The organism is Pseudoalteromonas sp. P1-26 (assembly GCF_001401795.1).
Lineage (GTDB): Bacteria > Pseudomonadota > Gammaproteobacteria > Enterobacterales > Alteromonadaceae > Pseudoalteromonas.
Genome location: NZ_LKDX01000019.1, coordinates 1 through 19,737 on the forward strand (window position 1 = coordinate 1; position 19,737 = coordinate 19,737).

General features: G+C 42.0%; 14 protein-coding genes. 9 read left to right on the forward strand and 5 right to left on the reverse strand.

The genetic code is table 11. The features are described from left to right. Window positions 1-394 precede the first annotated feature (394 nt). Entirely contained in the window at window positions 395-1,117 is a 723-nt protein-coding gene (locus AN394_RS10810; RefSeq protein ID WP_055021511.1) for a helix-turn-helix domain-containing protein, read from the forward strand. Between the two features lie 23 nt (window positions 1,118-1,140). On the opposite strand, the gene AN394_RS10815 is transcribed toward AN394_RS10810, so the two are convergent. Beyond that, the gene (locus AN394_RS10815; RefSeq protein WP_054551621.1) at window positions 1,141-1,605 is read right to left on the reverse strand and encodes a sel1 repeat family protein; all 465 of its coding nucleotides are present in this window, start codon (window positions 1,603-1,605) and stop codon (window positions 1,141-1,143) included. A 121-nt stretch (window positions 1,606-1,726) separates the two neighbouring features. On the opposite strand from AN394_RS10815, the gene AN394_RS10820 reads away from it, so the two are divergent. Further along, window positions 1,727-3,019 (forward strand): NCS2 family permease, encoded by a 1,293-nt coding sequence (locus AN394_RS10820; protein WP_055021512.1) that lies wholly within the window; start codon window positions 1,727-1,729, stop codon window positions 3,017-3,019. Window positions 3,020-3,045: 26 nt separating this feature from the next. Here the strand turns inward: AN394_RS10820 and AN394_RS10825 are convergent, their stop codons facing one another. Further along, complete coding sequence (locus AN394_RS10825) at window positions 3,046-3,804, reverse strand: hypothetical protein (protein ID WP_054561792.1); 759 nt, start codon at window positions 3,802-3,804, stop codon at window positions 3,046-3,048. A gap of 297 nt (window positions 3,805-4,101) precedes the next feature. Here AN394_RS10825 and cysB point away from each other — a divergent pair, with 297 nt between their 5' ends. After that, complete coding sequence (gene cysB / locus AN394_RS10830) at window positions 4,102-5,079, forward strand: HTH-type transcriptional regulator CysB (protein WP_054551618.1); 978 nt, start codon at window positions 4,102-4,104, stop codon at window positions 5,077-5,079. A gap of 55 nt (window positions 5,080-5,134) precedes the next feature. On the opposite strand, the gene AN394_RS10835 is transcribed toward cysB, so the two are convergent. The 3 genes from AN394_RS10835 to pabB form a co-directional block, all read right to left on the reverse strand. Further along, a complete protein-coding gene (locus AN394_RS10835) occupies window positions 5,135-6,511 on the reverse strand; it encodes an L-serine ammonia-lyase (RefSeq protein WP_054551617.1) in 1,377 nt (458 codons plus the stop codon). Window positions 6,512-6,612: 101 nt separating this feature from the next. Then, window positions 6,613-7,191 carry a CoA pyrophosphatase gene (locus AN394_RS10840; protein WP_054561791.1) on the reverse strand — a complete coding sequence of 193 codons (579 nt, stop codon included), beginning with the start codon at window positions 7,189-7,191 and terminating at the stop codon, window positions 6,613-6,615. 17 nt (window positions 7,192-7,208) lie between these two features. Continuing rightward, the gene (pabB, locus tag AN394_RS10845; RefSeq protein ID WP_055021513.1) at window positions 7,209-8,552 is read right to left on the reverse strand and encodes an aminodeoxychorismate synthase component I; all 1,344 of its coding nucleotides are present in this window, start codon (window positions 8,550-8,552) and stop codon (window positions 7,209-7,211) included. 181 nt (window positions 8,553-8,733) lie between these two features. Between pabB and AN394_RS10850 the strand changes: the two genes are divergently transcribed. The 6 genes from AN394_RS10850 (at window position 8,734) to AN394_RS10875 (ending at window position 19,737) form a co-directional block, all read left to right on the forward strand. After that, window positions 8,734-10,260: a fumarate hydratase gene (locus AN394_RS10850; RefSeq protein ID WP_054551614.1), complete on the forward strand. Its 1,527-nt coding sequence runs from the start codon at window positions 8,734-8,736 to the stop codon at window positions 10,258-10,260. Between the two features lie 401 nt (window positions 10,261-10,661). Further along, complete coding sequence (locus AN394_RS10855; protein ID WP_055021514.1) at window positions 10,662-11,702, forward strand: Glu/Leu/Phe/Val dehydrogenase; 1,041 nt, start codon at window positions 10,662-10,664, stop codon at window positions 11,700-11,702. 133 nt (window positions 11,703-11,835) lie between these two features. Next, on the forward strand, window positions 11,836-12,492 hold the full coding sequence (locus tag AN394_RS10860; protein ID WP_054561788.1) for a CatA-like O-acetyltransferase: 657 nt from the start codon (window positions 11,836-11,838) through the stop codon (window positions 12,490-12,492). 131 nt (window positions 12,493-12,623) lie between these two features. Beyond that, window positions 12,624-15,530 (forward strand): ligand-binding sensor domain-containing diguanylate cyclase, encoded by a 2,907-nt coding sequence (locus tag AN394_RS10865; RefSeq protein WP_055021515.1) that lies wholly within the window; start codon window positions 12,624-12,626, stop codon window positions 15,528-15,530. Window positions 15,531-15,620: 90 nt separating this feature from the next. Beyond that, complete coding sequence (locus AN394_RS10870; RefSeq protein WP_054551610.1) at window positions 15,621-16,445, forward strand: M90 family metallopeptidase; 825 nt, start codon at window positions 15,621-15,623, stop codon at window positions 16,443-16,445. 106 nt (window positions 16,446-16,551) lie between these two features. Continuing rightward, window positions 16,552-19,737: an amidohydrolase family protein gene (locus AN394_RS10875; protein ID WP_055021516.1), complete on the forward strand. Its 3,186-nt coding sequence runs from the start codon at window positions 16,552-16,554 to the stop codon at window positions 19,735-19,737.

Consider the following 19,737-nt stretch of genomic DNA (forward strand, 5'->3'; position numbering starts at 1 on the left):
GCATCTCGCATCTCGCATCTCGCACCTCGCACCTCGCACCTCGCACCTCGCATCTCGTAGGCGTCACGCTTGCTTGGCGCGTTTTGCATTCAACACCGTTCGCTCAAAACTGATAGCTGAAAGCTGACGGCTAATCCAAATTCATCGTGTGAAATAAACTACACGCCTACGGTACCACGCACCCCGCAACTCGCAACTCGCAACTCGCAACTCGCAACTCGCAACTCGCATCTCGCATCTCGCATCTCGCATCTCGCATCTCGTATCTCGTATCTCGTATCTCGTATCTTTCATCCTATCTTGCTAATATTCTTCATTATTCCTATTTATTCAGCTTTTTATATCTGCATGAATAGCAAAGAATGGCGGCTCCACAACAAAAAGGAAATGCATTATGAGTACATTCGGAACACAACTAAAACACTATCGCAGTGAGCTAAAACTAAGCCAACCAGAATTTGCAGAGCAAGTTGGAATAGAACAAAGTTACCTTTCAAAGCTTGAGAACGATAAATCAGTGCCTTCGAATGACACATTTCGTTCAATATTAACGGCGCTCAATCTAACAATTTGCGACTTTATGGAGCCATTAAAACATTCTGTAGATAAAGCTCGGTTGATTAATGTGCCTGACATTGAAGCTTGGTATAAGCAACAAAGTAATAAGCAATTCATTAAACAGCGTTCACTCGTCTATATTGCCATACTGTTAAGTGCGCTAGGCTGTGCCATGTTTTATTTAGGGCATCAAGAAAAGCTATTCAATACAAAGTTCTATGAGTACAAATCATATGGTGTAGTGAAAGATAATGAACCAGATGGTATTTTTCATGATTGGCGTACGCTACTCGTAGAACAAAGCAGCGAGAAAATAGATGCAAAACGTCGAGAAATGATCAGCAGGCATGATTTTAAGTTTATTATCTCAGCGGACTATAAAGGTATTTCGTTTGTAGAATCTGGCGAGCAAGGCAGGCGTTTATATAGCCTTACTTCAAAAACACCTATTATCAAGCCCCATAAAGGCCATGTGTGGCTTGAGTTTATAGGTATCTTATTGTTTGTAGTTGGTGCAGGTCTCATAACATTTGAGAGTAAACTGACAAGACAGCATTAATGAGTTGTAGAACCTGACGCGTGTTAGCTTGCGTCAGGATCTCGAGGAATTAAATGTGCAAATTGCTGCTGGTGGATTTGTTCATATAGGGTAGCTGCATAGCTTTGCGCATCATGTAATCTGCGCGTACTGATGTGTTTTCTAAGATCATCAAGTGCAGCCGTTGCAGGTTCATAACCTTGGCTACTTGCCAGACTTAACCACACCGCGCCATGAAAAACACTGTGCGGTACACCTTGCCCTTTGATGAAAAACAGCCCCATATAAAATTGCGCCCTATGGTTACCTGCCATAGCTGCTAAGCGCATCCATTTTGCAGCAAGGGGAGGCTGTTCATTTTTTAAATAATACAAAGCTTTGTTTAGTACGTTTTCAACAGATTGAGTACTTTTATTTGGCGCCGACCCTTTATCGGGTTGGGTAATAAAGGCAAGTACATTATCAAGCTGTTGCTCTAAATCTAAGCCTACTGGCGAATTATCAGACATAGTTTAGTTATTTTCTTGAAATAAAAGACCTTATTAGTTTAGAACATTGCAAGGTAAAATGTCCTCTTATTGAGATAAAATATGATAAAATTAGCCAATTAATCTCAACTTAAAGTTCAACATGTTCGAAAGACTTTTCAAAATCACTGAAAACAACACTTCTGTGCGCCGCGAGACTATTGCTGGCATCACAACATTCATTACCATGGTTTACATTGTATTTGTTAACCCTGCCATGCTTGCAGAAGCGGGAATGGATCAAGGTGCGGCATTCGTAGCAACCTGTATTGCTGCTGCAATTGGCTGTTTTATTATGGGTTTATGGGCAAACTACCCATTAGCACTTGCTCCGGGTATGGGCTTAAACGCCTTCTTCACTTATGGTGTTGTTTTGGGCATGGGCTACACTTGGGAAGCTGCATTAGGTGCAGTTTTTATGTCTGGCTGTATCTTCTTATTCTTAAGCCTATTTAAGGTGAGAGAGTGGATCATTGATGCTATTCCTCTGGTGTTAAAACGTGCCATTGCCACGGGTATCGGTGCTTTCTTAGCGCTTATTGCACTGAAAAACGCCGGGATTATCGTAGCAAGCCCTGCAACCTTAGTGCAGTTAGGCGATATCACAGCCCCAGGCCCACTACTTGCGATTTTTAGCTTTTTTGTTATTGCAGCACTGTTATACCGCGATATGAAAAGCGGCGTACTTATCAGTATTTTATTAGTAACCGCAATTGCGCTTGGTTTAGACCTTGTGGAGTATCAAGGAATTATTTCAATGCCGCCTTCAATTGCACCAACCTTTATGCAATTGGATTTTGCAGCAGCATTCGAAATCTCAATGCTAACAGTGGTTTTTGCGTTCTTATTTGTTGATTTGTTTGATACTTCAGGCACTTTAGTTGCTGTAACGCAAAAAGCAGGTATTGCTGATGAACAAGGTAAAATGCCTCGTTTAGGTCGCGCACTAAGTGCCGACAGTACAGCTACTATTGCAGGCTCAATGCTTGGTACGTCAACAACAACGTCTTACATTGAATCAGTTGCAGGTGTGTCTGTGGGCGGCCGTACAGGTCTTACCGCTGTGGTTGTAGGTATTTGTTTCTTGTTAATGATGTTCTTTGCGCCACTTGCTGGCATGATCCCAGCTTATGCAACGGCAGGTGCAATTTTATATGTTGCTGTGTTAATGATGCAAAACTTAAAGCTGGTAAATTGGGATGATATGACAGATGCCATTCCAGTGAGTGTGGTATTATTGATGACGCCGTTAACTTTCTCGATTGCGCACGGTATCGCCCTTGGTTTTATCTCGTATACTGCCGTGAAGTTGGTATGTGGTAAAAAAGATGAAATCAGTATTAGTGTGTGGGTATTAACAGCGCTGTTTATTGTTAAGTTTGCGTTTTTATCTTAATTTGCACAAAGCAAAGAAAAAGTGGTTTACCACTTTTTCTTTGGTGCGAATAATACGTCTAAATCATCCTGCTCTTGTTCTGCTTTCTTCTTTAGTGACGTTGCATTTGATGCTTTCAACTCAGAGCTAATCGTTTCTAAATAGCCTTCAACTTCTTGTCTTTTCGAGTTTACATATTCATCGCTATAGCTAACTGAGGTCAGTGTTGCTAGTGCTTTTTCAAAATACTGTCTGGCAGAGCCCACCATATTTGCTGAGCGAGCTGAAATCCCGCGCTTAATTTGACTTTCTACATTGATTCTTAACTGCAATTTTTCAAGGCGTTTATCTTCAGCAACAAATACTTGGCTATCTACCTTGCCTTTACCATGCTCTGAGCGAAGTACTGCTCGTAATTTCTTTATACCTTGAATTAGAGCTATTAATTGTTTGTCGTTATCTGGTAGTGCTAATGCATCGCTATTACTTGCTTCGATAGGAGAGGCTAGGCGTTCTTTAGATTCTTTTAGTCTGTTTTTTAATTCTTTTGAGCTTGGAGAAAGCTCGACCATTGAAACAAGTGCATCATAAATACGGCGTTGAATAATACGCAGAATATTTTCAGACATGGGGATATTGGCACTGTTAAGCAGTACATCTTCTGCCTCTTCAATGATTTTTTTTTGTTTTGTAAGCTCTTTACGGCGCTCTGCTTCTTGTTTTTCTTTATGTTGCTGCACAGCGCTGACCCATAATGCGATCACGATTAATGCAACAATGAGCATGATGATGATAGAAACAATCATTACTAAATCTCAGTTTTAACTATCTAATTTTTTTATCTTACCTTAAAAAGATTAGATCTGAACAGTTTTGCGGTAGTTATCTCGAATAAACTTATTGCGATTACTACTTTATAACGAGTATAGCGCTAAACTAGCACCTTTATTGAATATTTTGCGAGTAAACACGGCTACCGAGCAGTAATTTAATGTGTTAGCCTTAGAAACAATCGATATAAATGTATAGCGCGATGAAATATCGCTTGGCATTGCGCTTTGCAGCCTTTATAAATAAACAATAACAACGTTTACAATGCAGCCATGAAACTACAACAACTCAGATATATAGTCGAAGTCCAAAATCATAAACTGAATGTCTCTGCGACAGCCGAAAGTTTATTTACCTCGCAACCGGGGATCTCGAAACAAGTTCGTATGCTTGAAGACGAACTGGGTGTACAGATCTTTGGCCGTAGTGGCAAACACCTTACCCATGTAACCAGTGCCGGTAACGAAATTATTAATATTTCACGAGAAATACTGTCGAAAGTTGAAGGTATTAAAGCGGTTGCCAATGAGCATACCTTGCCTGATCAAGGTAAACTAAACATTGCGACCACTCATACTCAGGCTCGTTACGCATTACCGAATGTTATTCAAGGCTTTATGAAAAAGTACCCGGCAGTATCTTTACACATGCATCAGGGTACGCCACAGCAAATTTCCGATGCGGCAGCACGCGGTGATGCTGATTTTGCCATTGCGACTGAGGCGCTGCATTTATATTCTGATTTAGTTATGTTGCCGTGCTATCACTGGAATCGCAGTATTGTTGTGGCAAAAACACACCCGCTTGCGCAAAAGGCTGATAATTTAACGGTTGCCGATGTGGCTAAATACCCACTTATTACTTATGTGTTTGGTTTTACTGGTCGTTCTGAGTTAGATAAAGCTTTCAATGCACATGGACTTGAGCCGCATATTGTTTTTACTGCAACAGATGCTGATGTAATCAAAACTTATGTTCGTTTAGGTCTAGGTGTAGGTGTTGTAGCGTCTATGGCGATTGATCAAATAACAGATACTGATTTAGTCTGTATTGATGCAAGCCACTTATTTGAAGCGAGCACCACTAAAATTGGTTTTAGAAAGGGCAGCTTTTTACGCAGCTACATGTATGATTTTATTGAGCGTTTTGCCCCGCACTTAACGAAAGAGCTGGTTGAGCGAGCAAGCTTATTACGTAACCAAGAAGATGTTGATAAGCTCTTCGAAAATATTGAGTTACCAGTAAAATAGAGATAAAAAAGCCGCTTTAAAGCGGCTTTTTATTATGCTGAAAACGTGCTGTAAATTAACACTCGATGATATTAACCGCTAAGCCACCGCGAGCGGTTTCTTTGTATTTCGTTTTCATATCATTACCTGTGTCGAGCATGGTTTTAATTACTTTATCAAGGGTCACTTTTTGCTCGCCAGAACCACGCATTGCAAGGCGTGACGCATTAATTGCTTTAATTGAGCCCATCGCATTACGTTCAATACACGGTACTTGCACAAGGCCGCCAACAGGGTCACAAGTAAGACCTAGGTTGTGCTCCATGCCGATTTCAGCAGCATTTTCAACCTGTACTACATTGCCACCCATGATTTCAGTAAGTGCACCTGCTGCCATTGAGCAAGCAACGCCCACTTCACCTTGGCAACCTACTTCAGCACCCGAAATTGACGCGTTCTTTTTATATAAAATACCAATTGCTGCCGCCGTTAATAAGTAACGTGTTGCGATATCACGGTCTACTTCTTTAATGAAAGTGTGATAATACATTAATACCGCAGGCAAAATACCTGCAGCACCATTGGTTGGTGCGGTAACAACACGGCCGCCGGCAGCATTTTCTTCGTTTACTGCAAGGGCAAATAAATCAACCCAATCCATAGCACGTAATGGGTCGTTGTTTACCTCAATATTTAACTTAAGGTGTAAACTAGGGGCACGACGTTTTACTTTTAAACCACCTGGTAAGATACCTTCTGTACGCATACCACGTTCAATACAGGCCTTCATTACTTGCCAAATATTAAACAGCTCATCTTTGATATCTTTCTCACTGCGCAGGGTTTTTTCGTTGTGCATCATAAGCGTTGATACACTAAAACCAGACTCACGGCACAGTTCTAACAGCTCTTTTGCCGTATTAAACGGATAAGGCGCTGGGTTTTCTTCGCGGATTTCGAGTGCTTTTTGTTTTTCGTTCTCGAATTCTTCATCACTGACGATAAAGCCGCCACCGATTGAGTAATACACTTTACTGAATAACTTTTCGCCATTTTGGCTGGCAATGATTTCCATTGCATTTGAATGTTTTGGTAATGTTTTACGACGATGAAATACAATCGCACCTTGTTTAGGGAAATTGGCTTTATGGCTTTGGTTTAAATAAATAACCTGCTCTTTTTCGATTTTCGCGAGGATATCGTCGACTAAATCAGCATCAATGGTTTCTGGATCATAACCGGCAAGGCCTAAGATCACAGCTTTACCAGAGCCGTGGCCAATACCTGTTTGGCCGAGTGAGCCAAATAGCTCAACTTTAATATCGGTGACGTTTGCAAGTAAGTTTTTTTCTTCTAGTTCGTTTACAAATAAACGCGAAGCGCGCATTGGGCCAACAGTGTGAGATGACGATGGGCCAATACCAATACTAAACATATCGAATGCACTGATCATAATTTGCTACTCATTTTTCTATTAACGGCATACTACCTGCCTTTGAACGGTGCCACATGATAACGTTTAAACGTGCCTGTGTAACCCTAAAAGCAGGATAATTAAACTGGTAGGGCGAGCTGTTTTATAAAGTTATTAATTATGCTCGCTGTTGCTCCCCAAAGCAGTCCATGGGGGGTCATCAAACCTTGCAAAGTAATGGTTTTACCATTTCGCTCAAAGGGGAGGGGTTGCCAATTTTGTTGATTACTCAAATAAGATAAGGGCATTAAAAAGCTGGCAGCAACTTCGTTGGGATCTGCTTGCCACGTTGTGCCTTCGCTAACTACACACACAAAAGGCTCAATAGTGAAACCGGTTAGGGTCGCGTACTGATGTAATTTACCGTGGACAGTCACTTGGTGTGTCGCAATGTTAAGCTCTTCATTAAGCTCTCGAAGAGCGGTGTGCATTAACGTGTCATCTTGTTCTTCATACTTGCCACCCGGTAAGCAAATCTCCCCCGGGTGATGAAGTAAATAACTAGGTCGCTTGCACAGCAACAAATGCGCTTCGTCGTTAACATCAAGCAGAGGTAACATTACGGCACTGGCACGCTTTTCGGCATTAAAGCGAATGGTTGCTGGGCGCTCTGTGGTTTGGCTTAAACTAAAACGGGCAATTATTTGCTGGCTATTCAAGGTAGTTACTTCAACTTTTACTTTAATAAAGGCAGTATTTTATTTACTTTATCGTAAGTTTCTTGGTACTCCAAGTCGACCTTTGAATCAGCCACAATGCCACCGCCAGCCCAGCAATAGATTGCACCTTTGTGGCACACTAAAGTACGAATTGTGATACTGGTATCCATGTTGCCACAGGCACTTAAATAGCCAATTGAGCCGCAGTACACACTACGGCGATGCGGCTCGAGCTCTTCTATGATTTCCATAGCACGAATTTTCGGCGCTCCGGTAATTGAACCACCCGGGAAAGCGGCATGAATTTGGTCAACGGCATCTTTGCCATCTGCTAATTCTGCGCGCACAGTACTTACTAAATGATGTACAGCTGGAAAGCTTTCAATGGCAAATAACGAGGGGACGGTGACACTACCTGGACGAGCCACTTTGCCTAAATCGTTGCGCAGCAGATCAACAATCATGACATTTTCTGCGCGGTCTTTTTCAGATTGTTGTAAACGAGTTGCTTGCGCTTGGTCTTGTTCAGAGCCAGCCAATCGAGGGAGCGTTCCTTTAATTGGCTTGGTTTCTATTTGGCCCTGATTAATCGAAATAAAACGCTCAGGGGAGATAGATAAAATAGCGCCATCTGGGTGATTTATATAGCTTGAAAAAGGTGCTTTATTCGCTTCTCGAAGTTGTTTATACGCTTGCCATGTTGAACCAGAAAACTCAGCTTTAAAACGCTGCGCAAGGTTGATCTGGTAGCAGTCACCACTTTTTAAATAAGCTTGAATTTTCTCGAACTTTTCGCTGTAGCTGGCTTGACTCATGTTTGATTGCCAGTCGCTTTGTAGCGCGAACTCTGCATTTGCTGGTGTTTCGTTTAGGTGCTGCTGATATAGCGCTAAGCGATTATGATTTGGCTGACAGACGTAAAACCAGCTTTGCTGTTGCTTATCATAAATAAGCGCATCTGGATAAAGGCCTACAGCCATTTGCGGCATGTTAATGTCGTTTTCGGCAGTACTTGGCATACTTTCAATCACACGACCTAAGTCATAACCAAAATAGCCAAGCCAACCACCTGTAAAAGGGAGGTTATTAGGGTTAGCTGTGTGATTAAATTCCTGAAGACCTTCTTTCATCAAGCTAAAACAATCACTTGATTGCGCCTTGCCGTCGATAAAGCATGTATTTTCGCGCACTTCTAATTGCATTAATGGTGCAATAGCAATGATATCGAAGCGGCTATTTACATGCTCGCTATTGGCTGAATCGAGCAACACAGCATGAGGCAAATGAGCAAAATGACTAAATAGCGCGATGCAATCACCACTTAAATTTAATTTAATGCACAAATTTTCATCGTTTATCATCTACATTGCCCTGAATAACTAGCCCGAAACGGGCGAGGAGGGTATCATAAGTTAAATTTGATTGGCAGCGTTATGATTTCCTTTATAGTGATGCCATGACTAACCCGTAGAGTAAATCTTCGTCACCGGTTTACTCAGGATCACGTACAGCGCTACGCGATAAAAACTTAAGGAACCCGTAATGAGTACAATTCGTCAGCAAGACTTCATTGATAGCATTGAAGATGCATTGCAATACATTTCTTTTTATCACCCTCTCGATTTCGTACAAGCCTTAGAAAAAGCTTACAACAAAGAGCAAAGCAAAGCGGCAAAAGATGCCATTGCGCAAATTTTAATTAACTCTCGTATGTCTGCTGAAGGTAAACGTCCACTGTGCCAAGATACAGGTATCATTACTTGTTTCGTAAAAGTAGGTATGGATGTTAAGTGGGATAAAACAGACATGACTGTTCAGCAAATGGTTGATGAAGGTACACGTCGCGCATACTTAAACCCAGATAACCCATTACGTGCATCAATTGTTGCAGACCCTGCTGGCACGCGTAAAAACACCAAAGACAATACTCCATCAGTTGTTCATATCGACTTAGTGCCAGGCGCTGAAGTAGAAGTAATGGTGGCAGCGAAGGGCGGCGGCTCAGAAAATAAAACGAAAATGGTTATGCTTAACCCATCTGATGATGTGGCTGCATGGGTTGAAAAAACATTACCAACAATGGGTGCGGGCTGGTGTCCACCTGGCATGCTAGGTATAGGTATTGGTGGTACTGCAGAAAAAGCTGCGGTACTTGCTAAAGAATCATTAATGGATCCGGTTGATATTCACGAGCTTATTGAGCGCGGCGCAGAAACAACTGAAGAAAAAATGCGTATCGATATCTTCGAACGTGCTAATAAATTAGGTATTGGTGCACAAGGCCTAGGTGGTTTAACAACCGTAGTTGATGTGAAAGTTAAAACGGCACCGACTCACGCAGCATCAAAACCAGTGGTTATGATCCCGAACTGTGCGGCAACTCGTCACGTTCACTTCACATTAGATGGTTCAGGCCCAGCCGATCTTAAAGCGCCTAAACTTGAAGATTGGCCAGAAGTTACATTTGAAGTAGGTGAAGGTACACGTCGTGTTGATTTAAACACACTGACTAAAGAAGACACGCAAGAATGGAAGATGGGTGAAACGGTTCTTCTGTCTGGTACTATCTTAACGGGTCGTGATGCCGCGCATAAACGTTTACAAGATATGATCCAATCAGGTGAAGGTTTACCTGAAGGCGTTGATTTTGATAACAAGTTTATCTACTACGTTGGCCCTGTAGATGCAGTGGGTGATGAAGCTGTAGGTCCTGCTGGCCCTACAACTGCGACTCGTATGGATAAATTCACTGATATGATGTTAGAAAAAACGGGCATCATCGGTATGATTGGTAAAGCAGAGCGTGGTCCTGCAACAGTTGAATCAATCAAAAACAATAAATCTATCTACTTAATGGCAGTAGGTGGTGCAGCTTACCTTGTATCTAAAGCAATCAAGAAAGCACGTGTTGTTGCGTTCGAAGATTTAGGTATGGAAGCAATCTACGAGTTTGAAGTAGAAGATATGCCAGTAACGGTTGCTGTTGATAGTGAAGGCGCCAATGCGCATACGCAAGGTCCTGCTATTTGGAAAGCAAAAATCGAAGAACTTGATGGCAAATTAAAGTAACCATCTTGCAACTCTCTTGAAAAAACGGCGCACCTGCGCCGTTTTTTTTCAGCTCTGACCAGTCTCAGCTATTTCTCTAAGATCTCTTTAAAAGCTGATTTTACTTGGCTTTATCGGCACATTTTTCTTGTCACTTTTTCTTTACGCTATAGTTTACCTTTACGTTCACGTAATAAAGTTTGTAATGTTAATATTTTGTTTTGAATTAACAATGCTTAATGCGTACATTGATTGGTATATTTTTTCCATAAAGTGTTAGTTTTTGAGTTGTTATTTCGGCTTGAGAACTTTGCTTAGTTTTATCATCTCATTTAGTGGCAAGGGAGCATACGAAGTGATAAAGTCTCGGCACTTTCAGCGCTCACACCCCTTAGGGTAAGAAAATTTCGGAGTATTTAACTGTGGCTGTATTTAATAAAGTCGACTTTGATAACCACGAGCAAGTGGTGTTTTGTTCAGATAAAGAATCAGGCCTAAAAGCTATTATCGCGGTTCACAATACCAAGTTAGGTCCAGCGGTTGGTGGTTGCAGAATGTGGGACTACACAACTGATGAAGATGCTGTTACTGATGCACTTCGTTTATCAAAAGGTATGACCTACAAAAATGCTGTGGCACGTTTACCATTTGGTGGCGGTAAGTCAGTGATCATCGGTAATGCTAAAGAAATTAAATCAGAGCAACTTTTCCGTGCATTTGGTCGCCAGTTAGAGCGTTTAAGCGGTAGCTACTATTCAGCTGAAGATGTAAACATCACTTGTGATGATGTGGCTATCATGAATAAAGAAACTAACTATGTATTAGGCCTTGAAGGTAAAAGTGGTAACCCTTCACCGTTCACAGCATATGGTACATTCTTAGGTATTAAAGCCGCTTTACAACATCAACGAGGTCATCAAGATCTTGCTGGTATCAAAGTAGCCGTGCAAGGTTTAGGTGCAGTAGCATATGGCCTTTGTAAACACCTACATGAAGCGGGCGCAACATTATTTGTAACAGATATCAACGAACAAGCTGTTGAGCGTGTTGTAAACGACTTCAATGCAACGGCTGTGGGTATTGATGAAATCTACGACTTAGATGTTGATGTGTATGCACCATGTGCACTTGGCGCAACGGTAAATGACACGACTATCCCGCGTTTAAAAGCAACAATTATTGCAGGTTGTGCGAATAACCAATTAGCAGAGTCTCGTCACGGTGAGATCATCCGCGAAAAAGGTATCTTATATGCACCAGATTACGTAATTAACGCAGGTGGTATCATCAACGTTTATTACGAAACGGCACCAGAAGGTTATAGTGCAGAAGCATCAACGAAACACGTTGAAGGCATTTTTGATACGTTAACAGAAATCTTTGCTCGCTCTGAAAAAGAGCAGAAGTCGACGCATTTAATTGCCGATGAACTAGCATTAGAAATCATCGAAAACGGCTTATAATTTAGTAAATCGATAAATTTACAGGTAAAAAGGTGCGCAAGTCGCACCTTTTTTGTCTCTGTTATTTATCGCATCAAGGTGACGAAGTCACGCAGGCTAGGTAAACTCGGCTTTTAAATCTCGAGGGCACCTAATGAAAACTCCATCTTGTGAAATCACACCTATCGATCTAGCTACTTGGCCTCGCAAACAGCATTTCGCTTTTTTCAAAGAATTTTCTCTGCCATATTTTAATGTATGTGTTTCACTCGATATGGCGGCTCTATATAACAAGTGCAAAGCAGAACCGTATTCCTTCTTTCACAGCTATGTTTACCTAACACTTGAAGCATGTCATGACTATGCACCAATGCGCCAACGTATTATTGATTCGTTGCCGGTACAACTGTCATCGGTAAGAGGAAGTGTGGTCGAGCTTGCAGAAGATGAAACATTTCGCTTTAGTTATTTTGAAAAACAAGCGTCGATGGCAGACTTTTCAAAACACGCTATTGCTGTGGGTAAAACAAGTAAAGCAAAACCATTTTTCTCTGATGCATTTGCTGCAACAGAAGGGCAGCCTGACCTTATTCATATCTCAGTACTTCCATGGTTAAACTTTAGCGGCTTCTCGCATGCTGTAAGTGAGGGGCATGGTCTTGGTATTCCTAAGTTTGTGTTTGGTCAATATGATTCACAAACTGGCAAGATGCCGCTTTCAATCGATGTGCATCATGCTTTGATGGATGGCTTGCATGTGGCGCGATTTGTGAAAATACTGCAAGAAAAAATTACGAATTTTTGTAATTGATTGTTGCTAAATGTCATTAAAGTGAGTAAAAATTGCAACTAATGTAGTATTATCTGAAGTTAGGGATGACTTTGGCTTCACAGAGCTACATCACTGAATAGAACGATAATAAATATCAGGGTTTTAGTTTTATGGTGCGGGTAGTTAGTTGTATTTTTCTTTTATTGAGTTTCAGCGTTTTTGCTGATTCTGCACGCCTCTCTTTAAGTGATTATTTTACAGAGACTTGGAGCACTCGCGCCGGCCTTCCTCACAATAGCATTAATGGCGTAACGCAAACCAAAGATGGTTACATTTGGATAGCGACTTGGGAAGGGCTTGCCCGTTTTAATGGTCGTGAGTTTAAACTTTTTACTCGAACAGAAATTCCTGGCTTACCTGATTCTGGCTTACGTAGCCTGATCCCGATGGAGAATGGCGATTTATATATCGTGGGTGCTCGTGGCGGTATTGCGCTTCGTTCACAAGGGGGGTGGCGAGCATTACCTAGTTCATCAGCCATGGTTAATCACGCGCTCGTTACTGAACAAGGTGAGCTATGGCTGGCACTTGAAGGACAAGGCATTGTGTATCGAGCCTCTGAAACTGCCACTGAGCAAAAACTGCTTGATAAGCTAAGCGCCTATCGTCTTTTACAAGACAAAACAGGCGTGATTTGGGCTGCCACCAGTGATGGTCTTTATCAAATAAAGAATAAGCAAGTTAGTAAGGTCAGTGAAGACTCTGGGCTCCCTAATGCCTCTGTGTTTACCTTATTACTTACTCATTCGGGCACTTTAATTGTCGGCACTGAAAAAGGCGCATGGCAAAAGCAAAACGATAAGTTTGTTGCTATTAACCCCGTCCTTAACAACGAATCAATTGCCAGCTTACTCGAAGATGCGCAGGGCGATTTGTGGTTTGGTACCATCAATAAAGGGGTGTTCAGACTCAGTAGTTTAGGCCTTGAAAACTTAGCCGCAGATGATGGCTTACCCAACAACCGTATTTTATCTTTGCTGCAAGACCGCGAAAAAAGTATTTGGGTTGGCACGAATGCCGGGTTATTTCGCTTGCGTGAAGCGCCATTTACAAACTGGAGTCAAAGCCGTGGGCTTGCATCTGACTATGTGCGTACCGTGTTATCGCATTCTGATGGCAGCTTATGGGTGGGCAGTAGTAATGGCTTAAATCGTATTGAAAATGGCAAGCTTACAACCCTTATTCAAGCTTATGAAAAAGACCCACTATCCGTATTAAGTTTAACTGAAGATAAGCAGGGCGGAGTATGGGTTGGTACTTACACTGCCGGTTTAATGAAAGTGGTTAATGGGCAAATATATCCCGTAAAAAACCGCAGTAATGGCCTGATCAGCAACGAAGTTCGCGCTGTGTTTTTTGATAAAGCGGATAACTTATGGATTGGCACCGCCGGTGGTTTAACCAAAATAGACCCTGCTGGGCAAACTGAATTATTCACCACCGAAGATGGCTTAATTGGTGATTTTATTATGGCTCTTGTTGAGGATGACCATGGCAGGTTATGGGTCGGCACGGGAGTGGGTGTGTCCATTTATGACCCAGCGACAAAGCAGTTTAAAACACTCGAGTTTCCAAAGCAGTTCAGCACTGAATATGCATTCGGCTTTTACTTAGATGGCGATAAAATGTGGCTTGCGACCGATAGAGGTCTCGTTCGTTACAATCTCAGTACAGATAAAATGAGTTTGTTTGGTCGAGACCAAGGTTTACCGGTCGATAAGCTATTCCAAGTCATAGAGCAAGGTGATTCATTGTGGCTGACCAGTAACCGCGGTGTTATTCAAGTGAACAAAGCTCAGCTAGTTGCACTTTTAGATAACCCTGAAAAAGTTCAACCAATGAGCGTTTCGATGCAGCTTTATGATGAAGGCGATGGCATGCTAAGCGCGCAAGCGAATGGCGGTTCAAACCCTGCTGCTGTACTTCATTCAGATGGTCAAGTATGGGTTGCAACAGCCAAAGGCGTCGCTATTGCGACACCAGAGCGCTTAAAAGAAGCCAGTAAACGACGATTATCGACGGTTATTGAAAGCTTTGAAGTCGATGGCAAACCCATGACTTTACCTGTTGGTAATGAGGTTTTGAGCTTACCTGCTGGTGTTTCTCGTGTTTCGTTTAACTACGCTGGGCTAAGTTTTATCATGCCTGGGCGGTTAAATTACCAAACTCAACTAAGTGGTTACAATCAACAATGGGTAGACAGGGGGCGCTTGGCCATTACCGAGTACACCAATTTACCACCAGGTAAATATACCTTTAAAGTGCGTGCAGGTTACCCAAATAGTGACTGGCAAAATAATGAGCAAGTTCTGCGTTTTAAAATTGCCCCTTATTTTTGGCAAAAAACCAGCTTTAAGTTATTTGTCTTAGTTGCTGTGCTTTTTGCTGCTTATGCCATTTATAAATACCGCTTATATCATTACAAGCGCATTGAAATTGAGTTAACGGAAAAAGTTGAACAGCAAATGCATGATTTGCAAACGCAAGCCGATGCCTTTGCTCATTTAGCGAATCATGACCAAGTAACGCAATTACCGAATAGACGTGCTTTCGATATGTGGCTGTCTGAAAACTTTAGTCAGTTCCAACGTGATAATAAAACGCTCAGTATTGCCATTATGGATATTGATCACTTCAAACTGATTAATGACAATTTCTCGCACTTAATTGGTGATAAAGTGATTTGTGAAATTGCTCGTTTACTGCGTATGAATTTCCCTGATGAAGGCTATGCGGCGCGTTGGGGTGGCGAAGAATTTACCCTGTTGTTCCCATACAAAAATGCTGAAGAAGCCGCAAGATTGTGTGAAATTATCCGTTTAGAGATAGCGGGTTACGATTTCTCAGAATTAGCAGATAGTCTTTCTGTCACGGTAAGTTTTGGTGTAGCAGATAACGCGCAAGTTGCTGATTATGACCGCTTGCTATCACATGCCGATAACGCTTTATACAATGCGAAGAATAACGGTCGAAACCAAATTTTTATTTATAATCAAGGCTGTATTACGCTCGATTAATCAGCTTTTCAAATAAAAATGTGTGTAAACAATTGATCTTTTTTTGTTTGCACACATTAAAGTATCAAGATTGTTTTTTAGGCGATAGTAATGCTTAACCTGGTTTTGATACTTTTTTTAATAATTTTTGTTGTGTGTTACTGGCGCTGGGACGATATCCGTAATCACTTTTGGCAGAAAAAATACCTTAATAACTCCCTCAATGTTCAGCAAAAAAATCTGCTGTTAAAATATATGCCTATCTACCGAAAGATGACGGATGCCGATCGTGAAAAGCTGGAGCGTCACATCGTTTGGTTTTTAAATGAAAAACGCTTTATTGGTTGTGATGGTCTTAAGCTTAATGATGCAATGAAGCTGATTGTAGCGGCAGATGCCTGTGTTTTAGTGCTTAATAAACCGTGGCCATTGTATCGTAATGTAAAAGAGATCCTTTTATACCCAAGCGCGTATTATGCCCCGCAAACTTCTCGTGATAATGCTGGGCTTGTGAGTTATCACAATACCGTGCGTCAAGGTGAATCATGGCCTGGTGGAACCTTGGTATTGAGTTGGCATGATGTCCTTGAGGGGAACCGCTTACCAAGTGATGGTCATAATTTAGTATTTCATGAATTTGCCCATCAGCTCGACCAAGAAACCGGTAAAACCACGGGTACACCACTGCTTTCGAGTAACGAAGATTACCAAAAGTGGGCAAAAGTATTTAGCCGCGCGTTTAATCAACTCAAAACCCATTTAGCTTATGGCATGCCTCATGTTATTCATAGCTATGGCGCGACCAATGAGGCAGAGTTTTTTGCTGTTATCACCGAAACCTTCTTAGAAAAACCCGCTGAACTCAGACAGTTTGACCCAGAAATTTATCATTTACTGGTTGGCTTTTATCAGTTTGATCCGATTGCGTGGCATTAGTCGACTATTTACGTCTGTTTAACACGAATCACTGGAATCTTGCTATGCTATTTGGTGCAATCTTAAAAGTGTGCATATAAGCAAAACAATAAAAAGTGAGATTTCAATGAAGAAAATGCTTCATACAGCGCTCGCTGTATCTATTTCACTTGCTCTAACTGGGCAAGTGGCGGCAGCTGAGCAATCAAATGACGACAAATGGCAGGTGGACGCACCAAAAGGCCAATTCCTAGACGCTAAAATTAGTGTTGAGCAGGGTACGTGGATGAACGTAGATATTAGCCCTGATGGTAAAACAGTGGTGTTTGACCTACTCGGCGATATTTATACCATGCCAATGTCAGGTGGCACAGCAACGCAATTAACCAGTGATATTGCATGGCAAATGCAACCACGTTTTAGCCCTGATGGTAAGCACATTGCGTTTACTTCAGACCAAGGAGGTGGCGATAACATTTGGGTGATGGATTTAAATGGTGAAAACCAAAAAGCCGTAACGAACGAAACATTTCGTTTGTTAAACAGCCCAGCTTGGAGCCCAGATGGTGACTACTTAGTTGCGCGTAAGCACTTTACTGCAAGCCGCTCTTTAGGGGCTGGTGAAGTATGGCTCTACCACAAAGCGGGTGGTAAAGGTGTACAGCTAACCGCACGCGAAAACGACCAAAAAGACTTAGGCGAGCCAATGTTCTCACCAGATGGTCGTTATGTTTATTTCTCTCATGATGCAACGCCGGGTAAAACATTCCATTACTCTAAAGATTCTGTAGCGGGTATTTATAAAATTAAACGCTATGACCGTGAAACCGGCGAAATTGAAACAATTATAGATGGTATGGGTGGGGCTATTCGACCAACACCTTCACCAGATGGTAAAAAGCTTGCGTATATCAAGCGCGATGATTTCCAAACAAGCTTGTACTTATATGATCTTCACACCGGTGAGCATACCAAGCTGTATGGCGAGCTTGAGCGTGATATGCAAGAGACATGGGCAATTCATGGCGTATACCCAACAATTGCTTGGACACCAGATAACGAACAGCTGGTCTTTTGGGCGGGTGGTACCATTCATAAGCTAGATGTAGATGATAAGTCTGTCTCGACTATTCCATTTAAAGTTGAGACCAATAAGCAAATTCAAAAAGCGGTGCGTTTTACACAAAACATCGATAGCGATAATTTTGATGTGAAAATGCTGCGCAATGTACAAATTTCACCGGATGGTGAAACGGCTATTTTTGAAGCGCTAGGTCATATTTATAAACGTGATTTAGAGTCTGGCAAAGTAAAGCGCCTGACTAAGCAAGACGACCACTTTGAATTATTCCCGCAGTTCTCTCGTGATGGTAAGAAGGTTGTTTACACCACATGGGATGATAACGAACAGGGCTCAGTACGTGTTGTATCTGCGCGCAGTGGCCGTGGCGATACCATTACTAAAGAGCCGGGTAAATATGTAGAGCCAACTTTCAGCCCTGATGGCAAAACAGTTGTTTACCGTAAAGCGTCTGGCGGCAGTATCCTTAACCCAACATGGTCATTAGAGCCAGGCATTTACTCAGTAAGTGCTAAAGGTGGTAAAGCGACGCTAATCACTAAATCAGGATATCAGCCACAATTTGGTGCAGCGAATGACCGTATTTATGTGATGAGCCCTTGGCCGAAACCAACATTAAGTGTTGTTGAGCTTGAATCAAAGCAAGTTCGTAAACTTTACGAATCAGAACATGCAACAGAGTTTAGAGTATCACCAGATGGCCAATACTTAGCGTTTGCAGAGCGTTTTAAAGTATTTGTTACGCCATTTGTTGAGCGTGGCAAAACCATTAATATTGGCCCGAAAGATAGCCAATTCCCAATTGAGCAGCTTTCTGTTCGCGCCGGTGAAAACATCAGCTGGAGTGGCACAAGCGATAAACTTTATTGGAGCTTAGGCCCAGAGTTATATCATGCAAGCTTAGCGGGTTTATTTGATATTAACCAAAATGCAGAGACTGACTTTAAAGTTAAAAGCGGCGACAACATCGGTTTTACAAAAACCATGGCGGAGCCTAAATCAATCTTTGCGTTAACTGGTGCGCGTATTATCACCATGAACGGTGAGCAGATCATTGAAAACGGCGTTATTGTTACTGATGGTAAGCATATTAAAGCGGTTGGCAGTAAAGACAGTGTTGCTATTCCTAAAGGTGCAGAAGTAATTGATGTAACGGGCAAGACAATTATGCCGGGTATTGTTGATGCGCATGCGCACGGCTCGCAAGGCAGCGATGAGATCATTCCACAGCAAAACTGGAAGAACTTAGCTGGCTTAGCGTTAGGTGTGACAACGATTCACGATCCATCAAACGACACCACAGAGATTTTTGCTGCAAGCGAAATGCAAAAAGCAGGCATGATTGTCGGCCCTCGTATTTTCTCAACGGGTACCATTTTATATGGTGCAAATATGCCAGGTTATACATCGCATATTGACTCGTTAGAAGATGCTAAATTCCACCTTGAGCGTTTAAAGAAAGTAGGTGCGTTTAGTGTTAAATCATATAACCAACCTCGTCGTGAACAGCGCCAACAAGTTATTGAAGCAGGTCGTGAACTTGAAATGATGGTTGTGCCAGAAGGCGGTTCATTACTGCAGCACAACTTAACTATGGTAGTTGATGGTCATACGGGTATTGAACACTCAATTCCTGTTGCCAATATTTACGATGATATTCGCCAGCTTTGGTCTCAAAGCGATGTGGGTTATACGCCGACACTCGGTGTAGCTTACGGTGGTATTTGGGGTGAAAATTATTGGTACGACAAGACGGATGTGTGGAATCACCCACGCTTAAGTAAGTTTGTACCAAAGAATCAGCTTTTACCTCGCTCAATGCGTCGTGTTAAGGCGCCCGATCATCACTATAACCACTTTAACAATGCCCGTGTTGCTAAAGAGCTGCAAGACTTAGGTGTTTTAGTAAACCTTGGTGCTCACGGTCAACGTGAAGGTTTAGCGGCACATTGGGAAATTTGGATGTTTGCGCAAGGTGGTATGACACCACTTGAAGCAATTCGTGCAGCAACCTTAGATCCTGCTAAATACATTGGCCTTGATAACAACATCGGTTCTCTTGAGCCGGGTAAGCTTGCCGATTTAATTGTTATTGACGGGAACCCGCTAACTAACATTCGTGATACAGATAAAATCGATTACACCATGATCAATGGTCGACTATTTGATGCTGCCACCATGAATGAAGTGGGTGAGAAAAAACGCGAAAAGTTATATTTTGAAAAAATCTAA